Below are 17,463 nucleotides of genomic sequence, written 5' to 3' on the forward strand. Positions count from 1 at the left end.
CGGGGGGAGAATGGCACGCCGAAAGCTGGTACGCCAGTATCGTCTGACAATTTGCGAGCAGTTTCCCAAGGCAAAACCGCCATAGGCGACGCCTGTCACGCCAGCAGGGCCGGCAACTCCTTGTTCAGGGAGAGTTTTTCGCTCACGGCGGCCCCTGTGAGGGCATAACCGAGCAATCGACCGGCGGTATCCCGGCACACCACCTTGAGGTCCGGGCCAGAGCCTTCCACCTGCCATTCGCCATCGCTGCCGCGCGGTGGCGGCGACACCACCAGCGGGCACACCGGTGTCTTCACGGTCACCGGCATGGCGCCATAGGCCACCGGGGTCGGCCTTCCAGCCAGAGTCTGCGCCAGCGCACGGGCGCAGGACATCAGCGGCATCACGTAGAGGAGGTTGAGACCATCGACCTCGGCGCAGTCGCCCAGGGCGTAGATGTTGGCGTGAGAAGTACGCAGTTCGCGGTTCACCATCACGCCACGATTGATATCCAGGCCGGCGGCGGCGGCCAGGTCGATGCGCGGGCGCAGGCCGACCGCGGAAACCACCAGATCGCAGGGAATTACCTGGCCATCGGAGAGGTGCGCCTCCAGGGCATCGCCAGCGCGCTCCAGCTTGTTCAGTACCGGGCCGAGGTGGAAACGCACGCCGAGGCCTTCCAGCCCCTGCTGCACCGCCTGGGCGGCAGCCGGGTGGAGCAGGCCGGGCATGACCTGCTCGCAAGGGGCAACGACATCCAACTGGTAGCCTCCGCTGGAGAGGTCATTGGCGAATTCGCAGCCGATCAGACCGGCGCCCAGCAGCAGCACGCGGCGCTTGCCGGCGGCGGCGTTGCGGAAGCGCGCGTAGTCTTCCAGGTCGTTGATCGGGAAAATCAGGTCCTGGGCGTCACCCTCCACCGGTACGCGAATGGTCTCGGCGCCCCAGGCCAGCACCAGGTCACGGTAGTGAATTTCTTCCTCGCCGATCCAGATGCGCCGGTGGCCCGGGTCAATGCCGGTGACACGGGTGTGGGTGAGGATGCGTGCCTTGAGCTGGTCAGCCATGGCGCCCGCCTCGGCCATGGCCAGGCCATCGGCATCCTTGTCCTTGGAGAAGCCGGTGGAGAGCATCGGCTTGGAGTAGGAGCGGCCGTCATCGGCAGTGATCAGCAACAGCGGCGTCTCTGCGTCCAGCTTGCGCCACTCGCGGGCCAGGTTGTAACCGGCCAGGCCTGTGCCGATGATCACCAGCGGTGCGTTTTCGCTCATTGCTCTCTCCATTTCCAAAAGACGGCACGGCGGCCATCGGGCCGCCGCGTTGATTCGTTTTCTCGGCAGGGTTCAGGAAATTTCGATCATCTCGAAGTCAATCTTGCCTACGCCGCAATCCGGGCAGACCCAGTCCGCCGGGATGTCTTCCCAGCGTGTGCCGGGAGCGATGCCCTCTTCGGGCAACCCCAGCGCTTCGTCGTAGATGAAGCCACAGACCACGCATTGCCATTTGCGCATCAGCCAAGCCCTCCTGCGATTGCGACGTGAACCTAACTCACTTTACCCGCGCCGGCCAACGGCGCCCCTGCCGCCGGGCTGCGTCAGCAAGGTCAACCCGGTGTCCGTCCAGTCTACCGCGCATGGCCCAGGCCTGCCGGGCCCTTAAACGCAGACGGCGGCCCGAAGGCCGCCGTCGCGGGAATTCCATGGCTCGCGGATCAGCCGATCTCGATCATCTCGAAATCCAGCTTGCCGACGCCGCAATCCGGGCACAGCCAGTCTTCCGGCACGTCTTCCCAGCGGGTTCCGGCGGCGACGCCCTCTTCCGGCCAGCCCTGGTTCTCGTCATAGATCAGGCCACAAACAACGCACTGCCACTTTTTCATCAGCTATCACCCTCATGTTCTTGTCACTTGGACGTCGGTGCATCCAATGTCCGGCTTTGTACTGGCGATGGGCTTGCGACGCAAGCCCTGGAAAAATGCCGGGCAAGCGGCCAAACCTTTGGTGGGGTTTTGCGTAAGGCACTCTTGCAGACAACGCAATCGGAGCCGCAAAGCCGCCATGTTAAGCTGCCGCGTCCCTGGCCAACCGCAGTCCACGCCGTGCCCGAAGCCGCCCTGATTCACCCGCCCCGCTGGCTCACCGCCGCCCAGTTGCACCCCGCTCCCGCCGCCCAGGTGGTGGATTGGCTGTTCGACGAAGGCTCGCTGACGCGCCGCCTGACCGCGCTGTCCGAAGGAGCATTTGCGGTGCAACCCCTGGCCGAGGGCTGGCACCGCCTGCGTACCGATGAGTGCGCCGCGCTGGGCGTACGCGATGGCAGCCAGGGCTGGGTACGCGAGGTGTACCTGAAGGGCCACGGCACGCCCTGGGTATTCGCCCGCAGCGTGGCCGCACGCTCGGCGCTGGAGGGCTCCGGCTTCGATCTGCGCCTGCTCGGCACGCGCTCCCTCGGCGAATTGCTGTTCAGCGACCGCGCCTTCCAGCGCGGGCCCATCGAGGTCTGCCGCTACCCGGCCGCCAGCCTTCCGGCCGAAGTGCGCGCCGAGCGCCTGTGGGGCCGCCGCTCGTGCTTCAGCCGCGATGGCCTGGGCGTGCTGGTCGCCGAAGTATTCCTGCCGACACTCTGGCAACGCGCGGAACAACAGCCCGTATAATTCCCGGATCGTTTTCCGGAGGCCGCCATGTTCGTCGCCCTGATCAAACCCCTCGCCCGCGTGCATCCCCGCGCCTGGGACTTCATCCAGCTGACGCGCATGGACAAGCCGATCGGCATCTACCTGCTGCTCTGGCCGACGCTGTGGGCGCTGTGGATGGCCAGCGGCGGCCTGCCGAGCGTGAAGAACCTGGTGATCTTCGTCCTCGGCACGGTGTTGATGCGCATGGCCGGCTGCGTGATCAACGACTTCGCCGACCGCAAGCTGGACGGCCACGTCGAACGCACCAAGGCGCGCCCGCTGGCGACCGGCAGGATCACCGTGCGCGAGGCCTGGATCGCCTTCTTCGTGCTGCTGGGCTTGAGCTTCGTGCTGGTGCTGTGCACCAACGCGCAGACTATCTGGCTGTCTTTCGGCGGCGCGGCCATCGCGGCGCTCTACCCCTTCATGAAGCGCTACACCTACTACCCGCAGGTGGTGCTGGGCGCGGCGTTCTCCTGGGGCATCCCGATGGCCTTCACCGCGGCCAGCGGCACCCTGCCGGCGGTGGCCTGGCTGCTGTTCTTCGCCAACGTGCTGTGGACCGTAGCGTATGACACCTACTACGCGATGACCGACCGCGAGGACGACCTGAAGATGGGCATGAAGTCCACGGCGATCCTCTTCGGCGACGCCGACCGCGCGATCAACCTGATGCTGCAGGGCCTGATGCTCCTGCTGCTGATCCTGGCCGGCAACAAGCTGGGCATGCAGTTGCCCTACTACCTGGGCCTGGTGGTGGCCGCGGGCTGCTTCGCCTGGCAGTTCCACTCGACTCGCGACCGCGAGCCAATGAAGTGCTTCAAGGCCTTCCTGCACAACCACTGGGCGGGGCTGGCGATCTTCCTCGGCACCGTGCTGGATTTCGCGCTGCGTTGATCACAGCCATTTGGTAGGAGCGGACTTCGTCCGCGATTGGCCCACAGCGCGCTGGAGACCATCGCGGACGAAGTCCGCTCCTACGCCCCCAACCATGGGAGCAAGGACGGGCCGTGGTCTTACGGCTTGGCCATGTGCCAGGCGCCCATCTTGCCATCGCCGACCATGTCGCCGGCCTTCTTGTCCTGGATGAAGGTGTACAGCGGCTTGCCCTTGTAGGCCCACTGGGCGCTACCGTCATCGCGCTTGATCAGCGTCCAGTCGCCCATGGCGCTGTCATCGGCGGCAGCCATCAGCGGTGGCCAGTTCTGCGCGCAGCCGCCGTTGCACATCGACTTGCCGCCACTGTCCTTGTCGAAGGTGTAGAGCGTCATGCCCTTGGCATCGACCAGCATGCCGTTCTTCTCCATGCCGGGGCCGGCGGCCAGGGCGGATACCGCGGGCAGCATCAGGCCCAGAGCCAGGGCCGGGAATAGCAGTTTCATGAGCGCATCTCCTCTGGTGAGGTGGATTGGCGCGAGTGCAGGCGCAAAGGCGGGCGATCTTGCAGGCAGGGCCGGCCAGGGCGACGTCGACAACGCACTCACTACCGTCATCGCATAACTCCGGCAGGACCAGCTGCCGGGCACACCGCCGACCGGGCCGGTGCACTGCGTTTGCGCCGCACGCTAAACGCACGGCGACCCGATCAGCATAGACGAGCGCTCTGGGATGAGGCTCGGCTAACATCCGGGTGTCACATTCATGAAATATTTCCGTTATCTAATGCGGCGCATTACAGAATTTCTGAGGCCTCAGCATGGTTGGCAAGACAATCCTCATCGTCGATGACGAAGCTCCGATCCGGGAAATGATCGCCGTGGCCCTGGAGATGGCCGGCTACGAATGTCTGGAGGCCGACAGCGCCCAGACGGCTCACGCGGTGATCGTCGATCGCAAACCGGACCTGATCCTGCTCGACTGGATGCTCCCGGGCACTTCCGGCATCGAACTGGCCCGCCGCCTGAAGCGCGACGAGCTGACCTCGGCCATCCCGATCATCATGCTCACCGCCAAGGGCGAAGAGGACAACAAGATCCAGGGGCTGGAAGTCGGCGCAGATGACTACATCACCAAGCCGTTCTCCCCACGCGAACTGGTCGCCCGCCTGAAGGCCGTGCTGCGCCGCACCGGCGCCGGCGACAGCGAGACGCCGATCGAAGTCGGCGGCCTGATGCTCGACCCGATCAGCCACCGCGTGACCATCGACGGCAAGCCCGCCGAAATGGGCCCGACCGAATACCGCCTGCTGCAGTTCTTCATGACCCACCAGGAGCGCGCCTACACCCGCGGCCAGCTGCTGGACCAAGTCTGGGGCGGCAACGTCTACGTCGAGGAGCGCACGGTCGACGTGCACATCCGCCGCCTGCGCAAGGCGCTGGGCGAGGTCTACGAAAATCTGGTTCAGACCGTGCGCGGCACCGGGTATCGTTTCTCGACCAAAAGCTGATCGAGTCAAAGCCGACTCGCCGGGCACAAGGAACGGAATTTCGTGACCCAGAACTGGAGTGGCGTGCTGATACGCCACCTGCTGCTAGTCGTAGCCGCCGGCGCCTTGCTCGGTCTGATCACCGGGCAATACGGCTGGGCCATCGCCGTGGCGCTGGCCGCCTACCTCGGCTGGTCGACCTGGCAACTGTTGCGCCTGCACAAGTGGCTGAAGAACCACCAGCCCGATGAAGCCCCACCCGATGGCTACGGTCTGTGGGGAGAGATCTTCGACAGCATCTACCACCTGCAGCGGCGCAACCAGCGCGCTCGCGGGCGCTTGCAGGCAGTCATCGACCGCATGCAGGAATCCACCGCGGCGCTGCGCGACGGCATGATCCTGCTCGACCGCGACGGCAACCTGGAATGGTGGAACCAGTCCGCCGAGCGCCTGCTGGGCCTGAAGAGCCCGCAGGACGGCGGCCAGCCGGTGACCAACCTGGTGCGCCATCCACGCTTCAAGGAATATTTCGAGAGCGAGGATTATCGCGAGCCGCTGGAGCTCTCCTCGCCGATCAACGACAACCTGCGCCTGCAGTTCCACATCACCCTCTACGGCGCCGGCGAGCACCTGATGCTGGTGCGCGACGTGACCCGCGTCCATCAGCTGGAACAGATGCGCAAGGACTTCGTTGCCAACGTTTCCCACGAACTGCGTACGCCGCTGACAGTGATCGCCGGCTACCTGGAGACGCTGCTGGACAATGTCGAAGACGTGAACCCGCGCTGGACCCGCGCGCTGCAGCAGATGCAGCAGCAGGCCGGGCGCATGCAGAACCTGCTCAACGACCTCCTCCTGCTGGCCAAGCTGGAGGCCACCGACTACCCGGCGGACAACAAGCCGGTGGCGATAGACCTGATGCTGCTGTCGATCCGCAACGACGCCCAGGCGCTGTCCGGCGCACGCAATCACCGGATCAGCCTGGAAGCGGATGCAAAAGTGAAGCTCAAGGGCAGCGAGGCGGAACTGCGCAGCGCCTTCTCCAACCTGGTGTTCAACGCCGTGAAGTACACCCCCGAGGAAGGCGAAATCCGCATCCGCTGGTGGGCCGATGAGCAAGGTGCGCATTTGGCCGTCCAGGACAGCGGCATCGGCATCGATCCCAAGCACCTGCCGCGCCTGACTGAGCGCTTCTACCGCGTGGACTCCAGCCGCAACGCCAGCACCGGCGGCACCGGCCTGGGTCTGGCCATCGTCAAGCACGTGCTGCTGCGCCACCGCGGTACCCTGGACATCAGCAGTGTGCCGGGCAAGGGCAGCAGCTTCACCTGCCACTTCCCGCCGCAGCAGGTCGAGAGCCGCGCATAACGATGCTCGACTTCGACTCTGGTATAGACGGGCTTGCCAGCCAGGCCCCACGAACCGCATTCTTGTCCGTCCATTCTTAATCCAACAGAACCATGGACCCTTCCCCTAGTAGCAACTTCCTGACGTACTTCGCCGATTTCGGCCTGATCCTGTTCGCCCTGTTCCTGGTCCTGCTCAACGGCTTCTTCGTCGCCGCCGAGTTCGCCATGGTCAAGCTGCGCGCCACGCGCGTGGAGACCATCGCCAACCAGCACGGCTGGCGCGGCACCATTCTGCGCAAGGTACACAACCAGCTCGACGCCTACCTTTCCGCCTGCCAGCTAGGCATCACCCTGGCCTCCCTGGGCCTGGGCTGGGTCGGCGAGCCGGCCTTCGCCGAACTGCTCGAGCCGCTGCTGGCCGCGGTCGGCGTGCACTCCGAGGAAGTCATCCGCGGCGTGTCGTTCTTCAGCGCGTTCTTCATCATCTCCTACCTGCACATCGTGGTCGGCGAGTTGGCGCCCAAGTCCTGGGCGATCCGCAAGCCGGAGCTGCTGTCGCTGTGGACGGCGGTACCGCTGTACCTGTTCTACTGGGCGATGTACCCGGCGATCTGGCTGCTCAACGCCAGCGCCAACGCCATCCTGAAGATTGCCGGACAAGGCGAGCCGGGGCCGCATCACGAACACCACTACAGCCGCGATGAGCTCAAGCTGATCCTGCACTCCAGCCGCGCCCACGATCCCAGCGACCAGGGCATGCGCGTATTGGCCTCGGCGGTGGAGCTGGGCGAGCTGGAAGTGGCCGACTGGGCCAACTCCCGCGAGGACCTGGTCTACCTTGAGCGCACTGCGCCGCTGGATGACATCCTCGCCACTATTCGCCGCCACAAGTACAGCCGCTACCCGGTGTACGACAGCGAGAAGAACGAGTTCATCGGCCTGCTGCACATCAAGGATCTGCTGCTGGCCCTGGCTACGCTGGATAGCCTGCCGGAGTCCTTCGATCTCGATGAGCTGACTCATCCGCTGGAAATGGTCACCAAACACCTGCCGCTGGCGCGCCTGCTGGAGCAGTTCCGCCAGGGCGGTTCGCACTTCGCGCTGGTGGAGGAAGCCGATCACAAGGTGGTCGGCTATCTGACCATGGAGGACGTGCTGGAAGTGCTGGTCGGCGATATCCAGGACGAACACCGCAAGGCCGAGCGCGGCATCGTTGCCTACCAGCCCGGCAAACTGCTGGTGCGTGGCGATACCCCGCTGTTCAAGCTGGAGCGCCTGCTGGGCATCGACCTGGATCACATCGAGGCCGACACCCTCGCCGGCCTGGTCTACGACACGCTCAAGCGTGTGCCGGAAGAAGAGGAAGTGCTGGATACCGAAGGCCTGCGCATCATCGTGAAGAAGATGAAAGGCCCGAGGATCGTCCTCGCCAAGGTGGTGAAGCTGGATTGATTCTCCTGCGCGGAAATGAACAAGGCTGCCCCAGGGCAGCCTTTTTTGTCTGTTCGTAAGAGCGAGCTTGCCCGGCGCCGGCGCTGCTGGCAATTCTGCTCGCGAGCAGGATCGCTCCTGCAGGGAGTGGCCGTCAGTGGTCTCTGACCACCGCGAAATTGGGCAGCGTATCGACTGGCTGGGCAAAGTCGTAGGGAATCGAGACCAGATCCAGCCCGACGTTGCGCTGCACCACGAAATGCAAGTGCGGGCCGCTGCTGTTGCCGGTATTGCCCGATTTGGCCAGCGGCGAGCCGGTAGCTACGCGCTGCCCCTCGCGAACCAGCACCGAACCCTGCATCAGGTGCAGGTAGACGCCCATGGTGCCGTCATCGTGGAGGATGCGCACGAAGTTGCCCGAGGGGTTCTTGCCGCGCCCGTTCTGCCCGTTCTCGATCTTCACTACCATGCCGCCGCGTGCCGCGACGATCGGCGTGCCCACCGGCATGGCGATATCCATGGCGTAGCGGCCCTTGGGCGTGAAATGGCTGTAGCGGCCGTTGGCACCCTGGGTCAGGCGGAACGGGCCGCCCACCCACGGCAGCGCGTACTGATAGGACAGCGGTACCGGCCGCGGATCACCCAGCGCGTAGCGCAGCTTGGGCTTGTAGCGCAGCGGCTGGTTGGGATCCAGCGCGCTCAGGGTGGCCAGGCGGATCGAACTGCGCGGCGGCAGCACCCAGCGAATCGGCTGCTTCGGAACCCCAACGGCGTTCTGCGCACCGGTCACGCTCAGCTCCACTTCCACCGGCGCGTACAGGTCGTTGCGCACCTGCAGCGTTTCGCCGCCGGCGTGCTTCCTGGTCTCCAGCTTCACCTGCTGTTCCAGGTGCTCGACCATGCGATCGCGGAAGACGAAGACGGCCGCACCCGGCACGGCCTTGTCCGTGTAGGTGACCACGCCGTTAGCGTCGGTGTACTTGTAGATGGTCACGGCCGAAGCCGTCCCGGAGGCGGCCAATAGACCGCACAGGAGGATACTGCGCCCTAGCATGTCGACTCTGGTTATAGGTATGGCGACGGTGGCAAGACTAGCAGCGTCGCTCCTGCGTCGCGACCTGCCGCCGGTCGGCCTGTGAAGCAGTACTACCCGCCGGTCGGCGCATTTGTAGCCGGATCAGGCTCCAGGCACGTAGTGCTTCTGGGTGCTGCCTCGGGCGATCAGGCGCGACAGGTAGTCGAGTTTCTGCGGGTCACGGTCGACGAAGCGGAAGGTCAGCTGCAGCCACTCGCTGTCCGGCTTGGGCTCCAGCGCCGCCACGGCATGCAGGTAGCCGTTGAGGCGAGCGACATCGCTGTCTTCCTCCAGGTCCAGTACCGCACTTTCCAGTACCTGTGGCAGCGGCGTTCCGCGCTTCACCACCAGCAGCGCCTCCTTGAGGCTCAACGCCTTGATGACGCAGGGCAGGTTCGCCGATGGCAGCCGCAGTTGCCCCTGCTGGCCCTTGGCGCCGCTGCGCGCGGCGGGGGCAGCTGCTGTCGGCGCCGCTGCAGCCGGACTTGGTGCAGCGGGTGCCGCCGCCGGGCGAACGACTTCGGCCTTGCCTCCGGTAAGGGCCGCGAGGGAGTCGTTGGGCAGCGAGCCAACCAGGCTGCGCTGCGGTGCCTGCGCCGCCAGGGCCTCCAGCTTGCCGGCGCGCGACAGCGCCTTCTTCACCTTGCTCACCAGCTGATCGTTGGAGAACGGCTTGCCGATGAAGTCGGAGACGCCGGCCTGGATCGCCTGCACCACGTTGTCCTTGTCGCCACGGCTGGTGACCATGATGAAGGGCGTGGTCTTCAGGCTGTCCTGCTCGCGGCACCAGGTGAGCAACTCGATACCGGAGAGCTCGGGCATTTCCCAGTCGCAGAGGATCAGGTCGACCGCTTGGCGCGCAAGGAACTGCTGAGCCTTGCGGCCGTTGACCGCCTCTTCGATCTGCAGGCCGGGGAAATGGTCCCGTAGCCCCTTCTTCACCAGGTCACGGATGAACGGAGCGTCATCCACCACCAGCACACTGACTTTGCCCATCGGCATCTCCCGAAAACGATAGGGCGAAGAATAGCCTTGCCGGGTGGCTACATGCCATTGGTGAGGGACCGCTCGGCCATAAAATGACGAACCCGACGCGGTGGCCGGGTTCGTTCTGGCACGGGCGTCCGGCTTATTCGGCCTTGTCTGCCTTGCCAGCGGTGCCCTGCACTTCTTCCTTCATGCGGGTCAGGCCCAGGTGGCGCACGTCGGTGCCACGCACCAGGTAGATCACCAGCTCGGCGATATTGCGCGCATGGTCGCCGATGCGCTCCAGCGAGCGCAGGGCCCAGATGACGTTGAGCACGCGGGAGATGGCGCGCGGGTCTTCCATCATGTAGGTGACCAGTTCGCGCAGGGCGGTCTTGTATTCGCGGTCGACGGTCTTGTCGTACTGCGCCACCGACAGCGCAAGGTCGGCATCGAAGCGGGCGAAGGCGTCCAGCGCCTCCTGCACCATCTTGCGCACTTGGTTGCCAATGTGGCGTACCTCGACGTAGCCGCGCGGCGACTCGCCTTCCTCGCACAACTGGATGGCGCGACGAGCGATCTTCGAAGCTTCGTCACCGATGCGTTCCAGATCAATCACCGACTTGGAGATGCTGATGATCAGGCGCAGGTCGGAGGCGGCCGGCTGGCGGCGGGCGAGGATGCGCAGGCATTCCTCGTCGATGTTGCGCTCCATCTGGTTGATCTGGTCGTCGATCTCGCGCACCTGCTGGGCCAGGCCCGAGTCGGCGTCGATCAGCGCGTTGACCGCATCGTTGACCTGCTTCTCCACCAGGCCGCCCATGGCCAGCAGATGGCTGCGCACATCTTCCAGCTCGGCGTTGAACTGCTGCGAGATGTGGTGGGTGAGGCTTTCTTTGTTGATCATGCTTTCGCTCCGCGAAATAGCGGCAAGCGGCAAGCCGCAAGCCTCAAGTGTTCTCTCCGGATGTCTTTTGCCGCTTGTAGCTTGCGGCTTGAAGCTAGCGCGCAGCGCTTAACCATAACGACCGGTGATGTAGTCTTCCGTCTGCTTCTTGGCCGGGTTGGTGAACAGGGTATCGGTGTCGCCGAACTCGATCAGCTTGCCCATGTACATGAACGCCGTGTAGTCAGAGACGCGCGCGGCCTGCTGCATGTTGTGGGTGACGATGACGATGGTGAACTTGGATTTCAGTTCGTAGATCAGCTCTTCGATCTTCAGGGTGGAGATCGGGTCCAGTGCCGAGCAAGGCTCGTCGAGCAGCAGGACTTCCGGCTCCACGGCGATGGTACGGGCGATCACCAGGCGCTGCTGCTGGCCGCCGGACAGGCCGAGAGCGGATTCGTGCAGGCGGTCCTTCACTTCATCCCACAGCGCGGCGCCCTTGAGGGCCCACTCGACGGCCTCGTCGAGCACGCGCTTCTTGTTGATGCCCTGGATACGCAGGCCATACACCACGTTCTCGTAGATGCTCTTGGGGAACGGGTTGGGCTTCTGGAACACCATGCCGACGCGGCGGCGCAGCTCGGCGACATCGACGTTCTTGGCAAAGATGTTATGGCCGTCCAGGCGGATCTCGCCCTTCACGTTACAGCCGTCGACCAGATCGTTCATGCGGTTGAAGCAGCGCAGCAGGGTGGACTTGCCGCAGCCGGAAGGGCCGATGAAGGCGGTCACGCGCTGCTTGGGGATGTTCATGCTGACGTCGAAAAGCGCCTGTTTCTCGCCGTAGAACAGGCTCAGGCCGGGTACTTCCAGGGCGACGGTCTCGCTTTCCAGGTTCATGCCCTGGCGATCGCCACGGCCGAGTGCGCCGATGTCGATGCCATGGGTTGCGGTTTCATGTTGCATATCCAGTCTCCTTGGGAGGCTTGGCGGCGGGCCTTGCCCGCCGCCTGCAGAATCAGTTTTCCAGCGCCTTGTACTTTTCGCGCAGGCGGTTACGAATGGCGATGGCCGAGAAGTTCAGCAGGGCGATCACCATCACCAGCAGCAGCGCGGTGGCGTATACCAGCGGGCGTGCAGCCTCGACGTTGGGGCTCTGGAAGCCGACGTCATAGATGTGGAAGCCCAGGTGCATGATCTTCTGGTCCAGGTGCACGTAGGGGTAGTTGCCGTCCACCGGCAGCGCCGGAGCCAGCTTCACCACGCCCACCAGCATCAGCGGCGCCACTTCGCCGGCGGCGCGGGCCACGGCGAGAATCAGGCCGGTCATCATCGCCGGGCTGGCCATCGGCAGGACCACTTTCCACAGGGTCTCGGCCTTGGTCGCGCCCAGTGCCAGCGAGCCCTCACGGGTGGCCCGCGGGATGCGCGCCAGGCCTTCCTCGGTGGCCACGATTACCACTGGCACCGCGAGGATGGCCAGGGTCAGCGAGGCCCAGAACAGCCCCGGCGTGCCGAAGGTCGGCGCCGGCAACGCTTCGGGGAAGAACATCCGGTCGAGGGAACCGCCCAGCACGTAGACGAAGAAGCCCAGGCCGAACACGCCGTAGACGATCGCCGGAACGCCCGCGAGGTTGTTCACCGCGATGCGGATGATCCGGGTCAGCAGGCCCTGGCGAGCGTACTCACGCAGGTAGACCGCGGCGATCACGCCGAACGGGGTGACGATCACGGCCATCACCAGGGTCATCATCACGGTGCCGAAGATGGCCGGGAAGATACCGCCCTCGGTGTTGGCTTCACGCGGGTCGTCGCTGAGGAATTCCCATAGTTTCTTGAAGTAGAAGCTCAGCTTGGTCGCGACGCCCATCTGGTTCGGCTGATAGGCATGCACCAGCTTGCCGACGCTGATTTCGGTCTGCTGCCCGGTGGCATCACGCATGACGATGCTGTCGCGGTTGAACTCCTGGTGCAGGCCGTTGAGCTGTTCTTCCAGCACCTTGTACTGGGCGTTCAGCTCGGCGCGGCCGGCAGCGATATCAGCCTCGGCAGTGGCGTCCAGCTTGTTGTTCAGCTGCAAGCCGCGCTCTTTCAGGCGTAGGCGCTCCAGGCCGTGGTTGATGCCGCCGATGTCCTTCTTCTCCAGCTGATACAGCTTGGTGTAGAGCTCATCGACGCGCTTGAGACGGGTCTGCAGCTCGGCCATGGCGCCCGGACCTTCGGCGACCACCTTGCCGTTTTCTTTCACGCTCAGCAGGTAGCCGTAGAAGTTGCCCCACTCGCGGCGCTCCAGGGTCACCAGCTCGGCGGGGTGGTGACGGTCGGTCAGCCACTCGCCGATCACCCAGGAGAAGTCGCTGCCATACAGGTCGCGGTTACCCAGCTTGAGCAGTTCGCGGGTCATGAACTCCGGGCCGTTGTCCGGCACCGGCAGGCCGGCGCCGCGCAGGCGCGCACGCGGCACCTGTTCGATCTGCACTTCTTCGCCGATCAGGGTCTTGGGGGCTTCACCGGGGACGCTGTACGTCGCCTCGATCACGTCCGCCGGCCAGAAGTGGCCAAGACCGCGCACGGCGATCACGGCGAGCAGGCCGATGGTCATGATCACGGCGATGGACACTGCCCCCGCGTTCATCCACACCCAGGGAGAACCGCTGGCAAACCACGCTTTGACGGATTCCTGTTTCTGTTTCACGGAACTAGCCTCGTCGGGCGGCGCTTAGAGCGACGCGTATTTCTTGCGCAGGCGCTGACGGATCAGCTCTGCCAGGGTGTTCATCACGAAGGTGAAGGTCAGCAGTACCAGTGCCGAAAGGAACAGCACGCGGTAGTGAGTGCCGCCCACCTCCGACTCGGGCATTTCCACCGCGACGTTCGCCGCCAGCGTGCGCATGCCCTGGAAGATGTTCACATCCATGACCGGGGTGTTGCCGGTGGCCATGAGTACGATCATCGTCTCACCCACGGCGCGGCCCATACCGATCATCAGCGCGGAGAAGATGCCCGGGCTGGCGGTCAGGATCACCACGCGGGTCAGCGTCTGCCAGGGCGTGGCGCCCAGGGCCAGGGAGCCGTAGGTCAGGCTGCGCGGCACGCTGAAGATGGCGTCTTCGGCGATGGAGAAGATGTTCGGAATCACCGCGAATCCCATGGCCAGGCCGACTACCAGGGCGTTGCGCTGGTCGTAGGTGATGCCCAGGTCGTGGCTGATCCACAGGCGCATGTCGCCGCCGAAGAACAGCGTCTCCAGGTGCGGGCTCATCCACAGGGCGAAGGCGCCGGTGGCGAGGACCACGGGGATCAGGATCGCTGCTTCCCAGCCGGCCGGCAGGCTCAGGCGGATGCGCTCGGGCAGTCGGCTCCAGATCAGGCCGGCTGCGAGGATGCCCAAAGGCGTGAGCAGCAGCAGGCTGAAGATGCCCGGCAGGTGGCCTTCGACGTAGGGCGCGAGGAACAGGCCGGCGAAGAAGCCGAGGATCACGGTCGGCAACGCTTCCATCAACTCGATCACCGGCTTGACCTTGCGGCGCATGCCCGGCGCCATGAAGTAAGCGGTGTAGACGGCAGCGGCGATGGCCAGCGGCGCGGCGAGAATCATCGCGTAGAAGGCGGCCTTCAGGGTACCGAAGGTCAGCGGCGACAGGCTCAGCTTGGGCTCGAAGTCGGTGGTCGCGGCGGTGGACTGCCAGACGTAGGACGGCTTGTCGTAGCTCTCGTACCAGACCTTGCCCCACAGCGCGCTGAAGGACACTTCCGGGTGCGGGTTGCTCAGGCTGAAGCGGCGCAGTTCGCCACCCTGCTCGACGATCAGACGGTTGGCGCGCGGCGACAGGGCCATCGGGCCGGCGGACGGAGCGACGTTCTCCACCAACAGCGTGCGGTGCGCGGTGCTGTGGAAGATACCCAGGTTGCCTTGCTTGTCGAGGGCCAGGAAGCCCTTGCGGCGCTGCTCCGGGGCGATGCTGGAGATCGGCTGGTCGCCCAGCTTGAAGTCACGTACGTGAGACAGGCGCGGCTCGCCATCTTCACCACGAGCCATGAACCACTGGCCGATGCCACCCTTGGAGTCGCCGACCATCAGCGAGATGCCCCCCAGCAGCTGGCTGCTGGCAGTCACTTCGGCGGAGGCGTCATCCAGCAGCTTGTAGCGGCCGTTGAGCTGGTGGGTATTCAGGTTGAAGACGTCGGCCTGGGCACGGCCATTGAGCACATAGAGCCACTGCTTGCGCGGGTCCATGTAGATGGCTTTCACCGGGTCGGCGATTTGCGGCAGGTTGATGCGCTCTTCCTGCAGGGTGCTTTCGCCGGTCAGCATGTTTTCCTGCTGGGTCAGGCCGAGCAGGAGCATCTCGCTGCCGGTGGACGCGGCCAGCAACAGGCTGTCATCACCCGAGACGATCGCCACGTGCTCCAGCGGACGGCCCTGGGGATCCAGGTTCATCGGAGCTTCGCCATAGGGATAGTCGATCTGCGGGGTGATGGTCTTCTTGTTGTCCGGGTAGGTAACCTTGTAGTTGTGCTTGAACACCAGCACCTGACCGTTGGACAGGCCCAGCGCAACGGTCGGATGTCCCGGCTGGTCCTCGGCGATGGAGGTGACGCTGGTACCGGCAGGCAGCTTGAGCGCAACGCGATCCATCTCGTCGCCTTTCTTGGCGTCGAAGAACATCACCTCGCCGTTCGCGGCGACACGCATGCCCACCATGTTCTGCTCTTCGATGCTCAGCAGGAGCGGCGCCTGGGCCGTCTTCAGCCAGGCCGGAGCCAGGGGATCACGCGTCTCCAGTTCGGCGCCGCGGAACAGCGGCAGCACGACGTAGGCGAGGTAGAAGAAAATCAGGGTAATGGCAGCCAGCACGGCGAGACCGCCGACCAGGACGTACCAACGGGTCAGTCGATCCTTGAGCGCTCGGATACGGCGCTTGCGCTGCAGGGCAGGCGTATTGAAATCGATCCGCTCGGGGAGAGAAGAAGTCATCGGGGAGTTGGCCATGTCGTTCATGGGGTGACACCCTAGCGGCTCTGTATGACAGAAAGATGACATGGAAGTGACGCGACAAAGCCCACCAGCAGAGCCATGCTGGCGGGCTCGGTCGAGTAAGCGTCAGCCCATGCCGGGCGGGGATCTCCGCCCGGTTTGAAGGCTGATTACAGACCCAGGTCCTTGATCGCTTTTTCGGCGACTTTGGACGGCAGCGGGATGTAGCCGTCTTTCACGACAACCTGCTGGCCAGTCTTGGACAGCACCATCTTCAGGAACTGTGCTTCCAGCGGGTTCAGCGGCTTGTTCGGCGCCTTGTTGACGTAGACGTAGAGGAAGCGCGACAGCGGGTAGGTGCCGTTCAGGGCATTCGCCTCGTTGTCCTCGATGAATTCGCCGCCTTCTTTCTTGGCCAGGGCAACGGTCTTCACGCTAGCGGTCTTGTAACCGATACCGGAGTAGCCAACGCCGTTCAGGGACTGGCTGACCGACTGCACCACGGAAGCCGAACCCGGCTGCTCGTTCACGTTCGGTTTGTAGTCGCCTTTGCACAGGGCTTCTTCCTTGAAGTAACCGTAGGTGCCGGATACGGAGTTACGACCGAACAGCTGGACGGGCTTGTTGGCCCAGTCGCCGGTCAGGCCCAGGTCACCCCAGGTCTTCACTTCCGACTTGCCGCCGCACAGACGGGTGGAGGAGAAGATGGCGTCGACCTGTTGCATGGTCAGGCCTTTGATGGGGTTATCCTTGTGCACGAAAATCGCCAGGGCGTCCACGGCCACCGGAACAGCAGTCGGCTTGTAGCCGTACTTCTGCTCGAAAGCCTGCAGCTCGACGTCCTTCATCTTGCGGCTCATCGGGCCCAGGTTGGCGGTGCCTTCAGTCAGAGCCGGCGGCGCGGTGGAGGAGCCGGCGGCCTGGATCTGCACGTTCACGTTCGGGTACAGGCGCTTGTACTCTTCCGCCCACATGGTCATCAGGTTGGCCAGCGTGTCGGAACCGACGCTCGACAGGTTACCCGACACACCGCTGGCTTTCTGGTAGTCCGGCAGAGCCGGATCGATCGTGGCCACCGCACTGGCGGTGCCTACGCCTGCGGCGACAAAAGTCAGGGCCGCCATCAAACGCTTGAGTTTCATGCCTTGCTCCTTGAGGAGAATGGGGTTGGATGGAACGGGGGCCAGTATCGTCAGGCCGCATGAAGACTCTATGACGCGAATATGACAGTTGGATGAAATGCCATCAGCGCTGCTGAAGAGGTTTTGTAACAGCAAGAATAGCGCCTCCCGAATAGGAGAAATCACGCTGAAATAGCTGTCCTAGAGCGCCTTCTGTTAAACCGACCTGCTCCTGCGCGCGCTGTTCGCAGACTCTTGGTGGGATTCATCCGGCCATGATCATGGCGGGGGTGAAGCACCCCATGCACACCAGATACGGCAGCAGGAGCCACTTATAGATGCCGTGGCGGCGACCGAGGAAGAAGCCAAAGCCTGGGATGATCAATGCAAGCAGCGCAGTTGGCCCCGCTCGCGAGAGCAACAGGAAGAAGGCAAGCAACTGGCCGACGCTGAGGCTCAGAACGCCCAGCAGAATGAGGGTTGAGATCAACGTTTCCATGCCGGGTGGAGTCCTTTTTCAGGCGCAAAAGCAAAACCCCCGGCCAGCGAAGCTGACCAGGGGTCTTGGGATAGGAGCTTGACGATGACCTACTCTCACATGGAGAAACTCCACACTACCATCGGCGATGCGTCGTTTCA

At 64.2% G+C, this 17,463-nt stretch carries 17 protein-coding genes; 5 read left to right on the forward strand and 12 right to left on the reverse strand.

Annotation, left to right across the window (positions count from 1 at the left end; genetic code table 11):
• Positions 1-95 precede the first annotated feature (95 nt).
• From A9513_RS19835 to A9513_RS19845, 3 genes are all read right to left on the reverse strand, one after another.
• On the reverse strand, positions 96-1,250 hold the full coding sequence (locus A9513_RS19835; RefSeq protein WP_065085358.1) for an NAD(P)/FAD-dependent oxidoreductase: 1,155 nt from the start codon (positions 1,248-1,250) through the stop codon (positions 96-98).
• A gap of 72 nt (positions 1,251-1,322) precedes the next feature.
• Positions 1,323-1,490, reverse strand: coding sequence for a rubredoxin (locus A9513_RS19840; protein ID WP_065085359.1), 168 nt, complete (start codon positions 1,488-1,490; stop codon positions 1,323-1,325).
• 200 nt (positions 1,491-1,690) lie between these two features.
• On the reverse strand, positions 1,691-1,858 hold the full coding sequence (locus tag A9513_RS19845; RefSeq protein ID WP_065085360.1) for a rubredoxin: 168 nt from the start codon (positions 1,856-1,858) through the stop codon (positions 1,691-1,693).
• 234 nt (positions 1,859-2,092) lie between these two features.
• On the opposite strand from A9513_RS19845, the gene A9513_RS19850 reads away from it, so the two are divergent.
• Both A9513_RS19850 and ubiA read left to right on the forward strand, forming a co-directional pair.
• Positions 2,093-2,632, forward strand: coding sequence for a chorismate lyase (locus A9513_RS19850; RefSeq protein WP_176707268.1), 540 nt, complete (start codon positions 2,093-2,095; stop codon positions 2,630-2,632).
• 27 nt (positions 2,633-2,659) lie between these two features.
• Positions 2,660-3,550, forward strand: coding sequence for a 4-hydroxybenzoate octaprenyltransferase (ubiA, locus tag A9513_RS19855; protein WP_065085362.1), 891 nt, complete (start codon positions 2,660-2,662; stop codon positions 3,548-3,550).
• Positions 3,551-3,669: 119 nt separating this feature from the next.
• On the opposite strand, the gene A9513_RS19860 is transcribed toward ubiA, so the two are convergent.
• Complete coding sequence (locus tag A9513_RS19860; RefSeq protein WP_065085363.1) at positions 3,670-4,035, reverse strand: hypothetical protein; 366 nt, start codon at positions 4,033-4,035, stop codon at positions 3,670-3,672.
• 314 nt (positions 4,036-4,349) lie between these two features.
• Here A9513_RS19860 and phoB point away from each other — a divergent pair, with 314 nt between their 5' ends.
• The 3 genes from phoB to A9513_RS19875 all read left to right on the forward strand — a co-directional run bounded on the left by phoB (position 4,350) and on the right by A9513_RS19875 (position 7,819).
• Entirely contained in the window at positions 4,350-5,039 is a 690-nt protein-coding gene (gene phoB, locus A9513_RS19865) for a phosphate regulon transcriptional regulator PhoB (RefSeq protein ID WP_054910046.1), read from the forward strand.
• A gap of 42 nt (positions 5,040-5,081) precedes the next feature.
• Positions 5,082-6,386, forward strand: coding sequence for a phosphate regulon sensor histidine kinase PhoR (gene phoR, locus A9513_RS19870; RefSeq protein ID WP_065085364.1), 1,305 nt, complete (start codon positions 5,082-5,084; stop codon positions 6,384-6,386).
• 92 nt (positions 6,387-6,478) lie between these two features.
• Entirely contained in the window at positions 6,479-7,819 is a 1,341-nt protein-coding gene (locus A9513_RS19875) for a hemolysin family protein (protein ID WP_065085365.1), read from the forward strand.
• Between the two features lie 133 nt (positions 7,820-7,952).
• Here A9513_RS19875 and A9513_RS19880 read toward each other — a convergent pair whose 3' ends face one another.
• The 8 genes from A9513_RS19880 to A9513_RS19915 form a co-directional block, all read right to left on the reverse strand.
• Complete coding sequence (locus A9513_RS19880) at positions 7,953-8,852, reverse strand: M23 family metallopeptidase (RefSeq protein WP_065085366.1); 900 nt, start codon at positions 8,850-8,852, stop codon at positions 7,953-7,955.
• A 123-nt stretch (positions 8,853-8,975) separates the two neighbouring features.
• Positions 8,976-9,869 carry a response regulator gene (locus tag A9513_RS19885; protein WP_024762039.1) on the reverse strand — a complete coding sequence of 298 codons (894 nt, stop codon included), beginning with the start codon at positions 9,867-9,869 and terminating at the stop codon, positions 8,976-8,978.
• A 133-nt stretch (positions 9,870-10,002) separates the two neighbouring features.
• Positions 10,003-10,746, reverse strand: a complete 744-nt coding sequence (phoU, locus tag A9513_RS19890; RefSeq protein WP_037011757.1) for a phosphate signaling complex protein PhoU — start codon at positions 10,744-10,746, stop codon at positions 10,003-10,005.
• Positions 10,747-10,854: 108 nt separating this feature from the next.
• Positions 10,855-11,691 (reverse strand): phosphate ABC transporter ATP-binding protein PstB, encoded by an 837-nt coding sequence (gene pstB, locus A9513_RS19895; RefSeq protein ID WP_024762037.1) that lies wholly within the window; start codon positions 11,689-11,691, stop codon positions 10,855-10,857.
• A gap of 52 nt (positions 11,692-11,743) precedes the next feature.
• Entirely contained in the window at positions 11,744-13,420 is a 1,677-nt protein-coding gene (gene pstA, locus A9513_RS19900; protein WP_024762036.1) for a phosphate ABC transporter permease PstA, read from the reverse strand.
• Positions 13,421-13,444: 24 nt separating this feature from the next.
• Positions 13,445-15,478 carry an ABC transporter permease subunit gene (locus A9513_RS19905; RefSeq protein WP_089285857.1) on the reverse strand — a complete coding sequence of 678 codons (2,034 nt, stop codon included), beginning with the start codon at positions 15,476-15,478 and terminating at the stop codon, positions 13,445-13,447.
• Between the two features lie 395 nt (positions 15,479-15,873).
• On the reverse strand, positions 15,874-16,845 hold the full coding sequence (locus A9513_RS19910; protein WP_065085367.1) for a phosphate ABC transporter substrate-binding protein PstS: 972 nt from the start codon (positions 16,843-16,845) through the stop codon (positions 15,874-15,876).
• A 244-nt stretch (positions 16,846-17,089) separates the two neighbouring features.
• A complete protein-coding gene (locus A9513_RS19915; RefSeq protein ID WP_065085368.1) occupies positions 17,090-17,323 on the reverse strand; it encodes a hypothetical protein in 234 nt (77 codons plus the stop codon).
• Positions 17,324-17,463 lie beyond the last annotated feature (140 nt).

Origin of the sequence: Pseudomonas sp. AU12215, from assembly GCF_001675465.2 — a bacterium.
Taxonomy (GTDB): Bacteria; Pseudomonadota; Gammaproteobacteria; order Pseudomonadales; family Pseudomonadaceae; genus Pseudomonas; species Pseudomonas nitroreducens.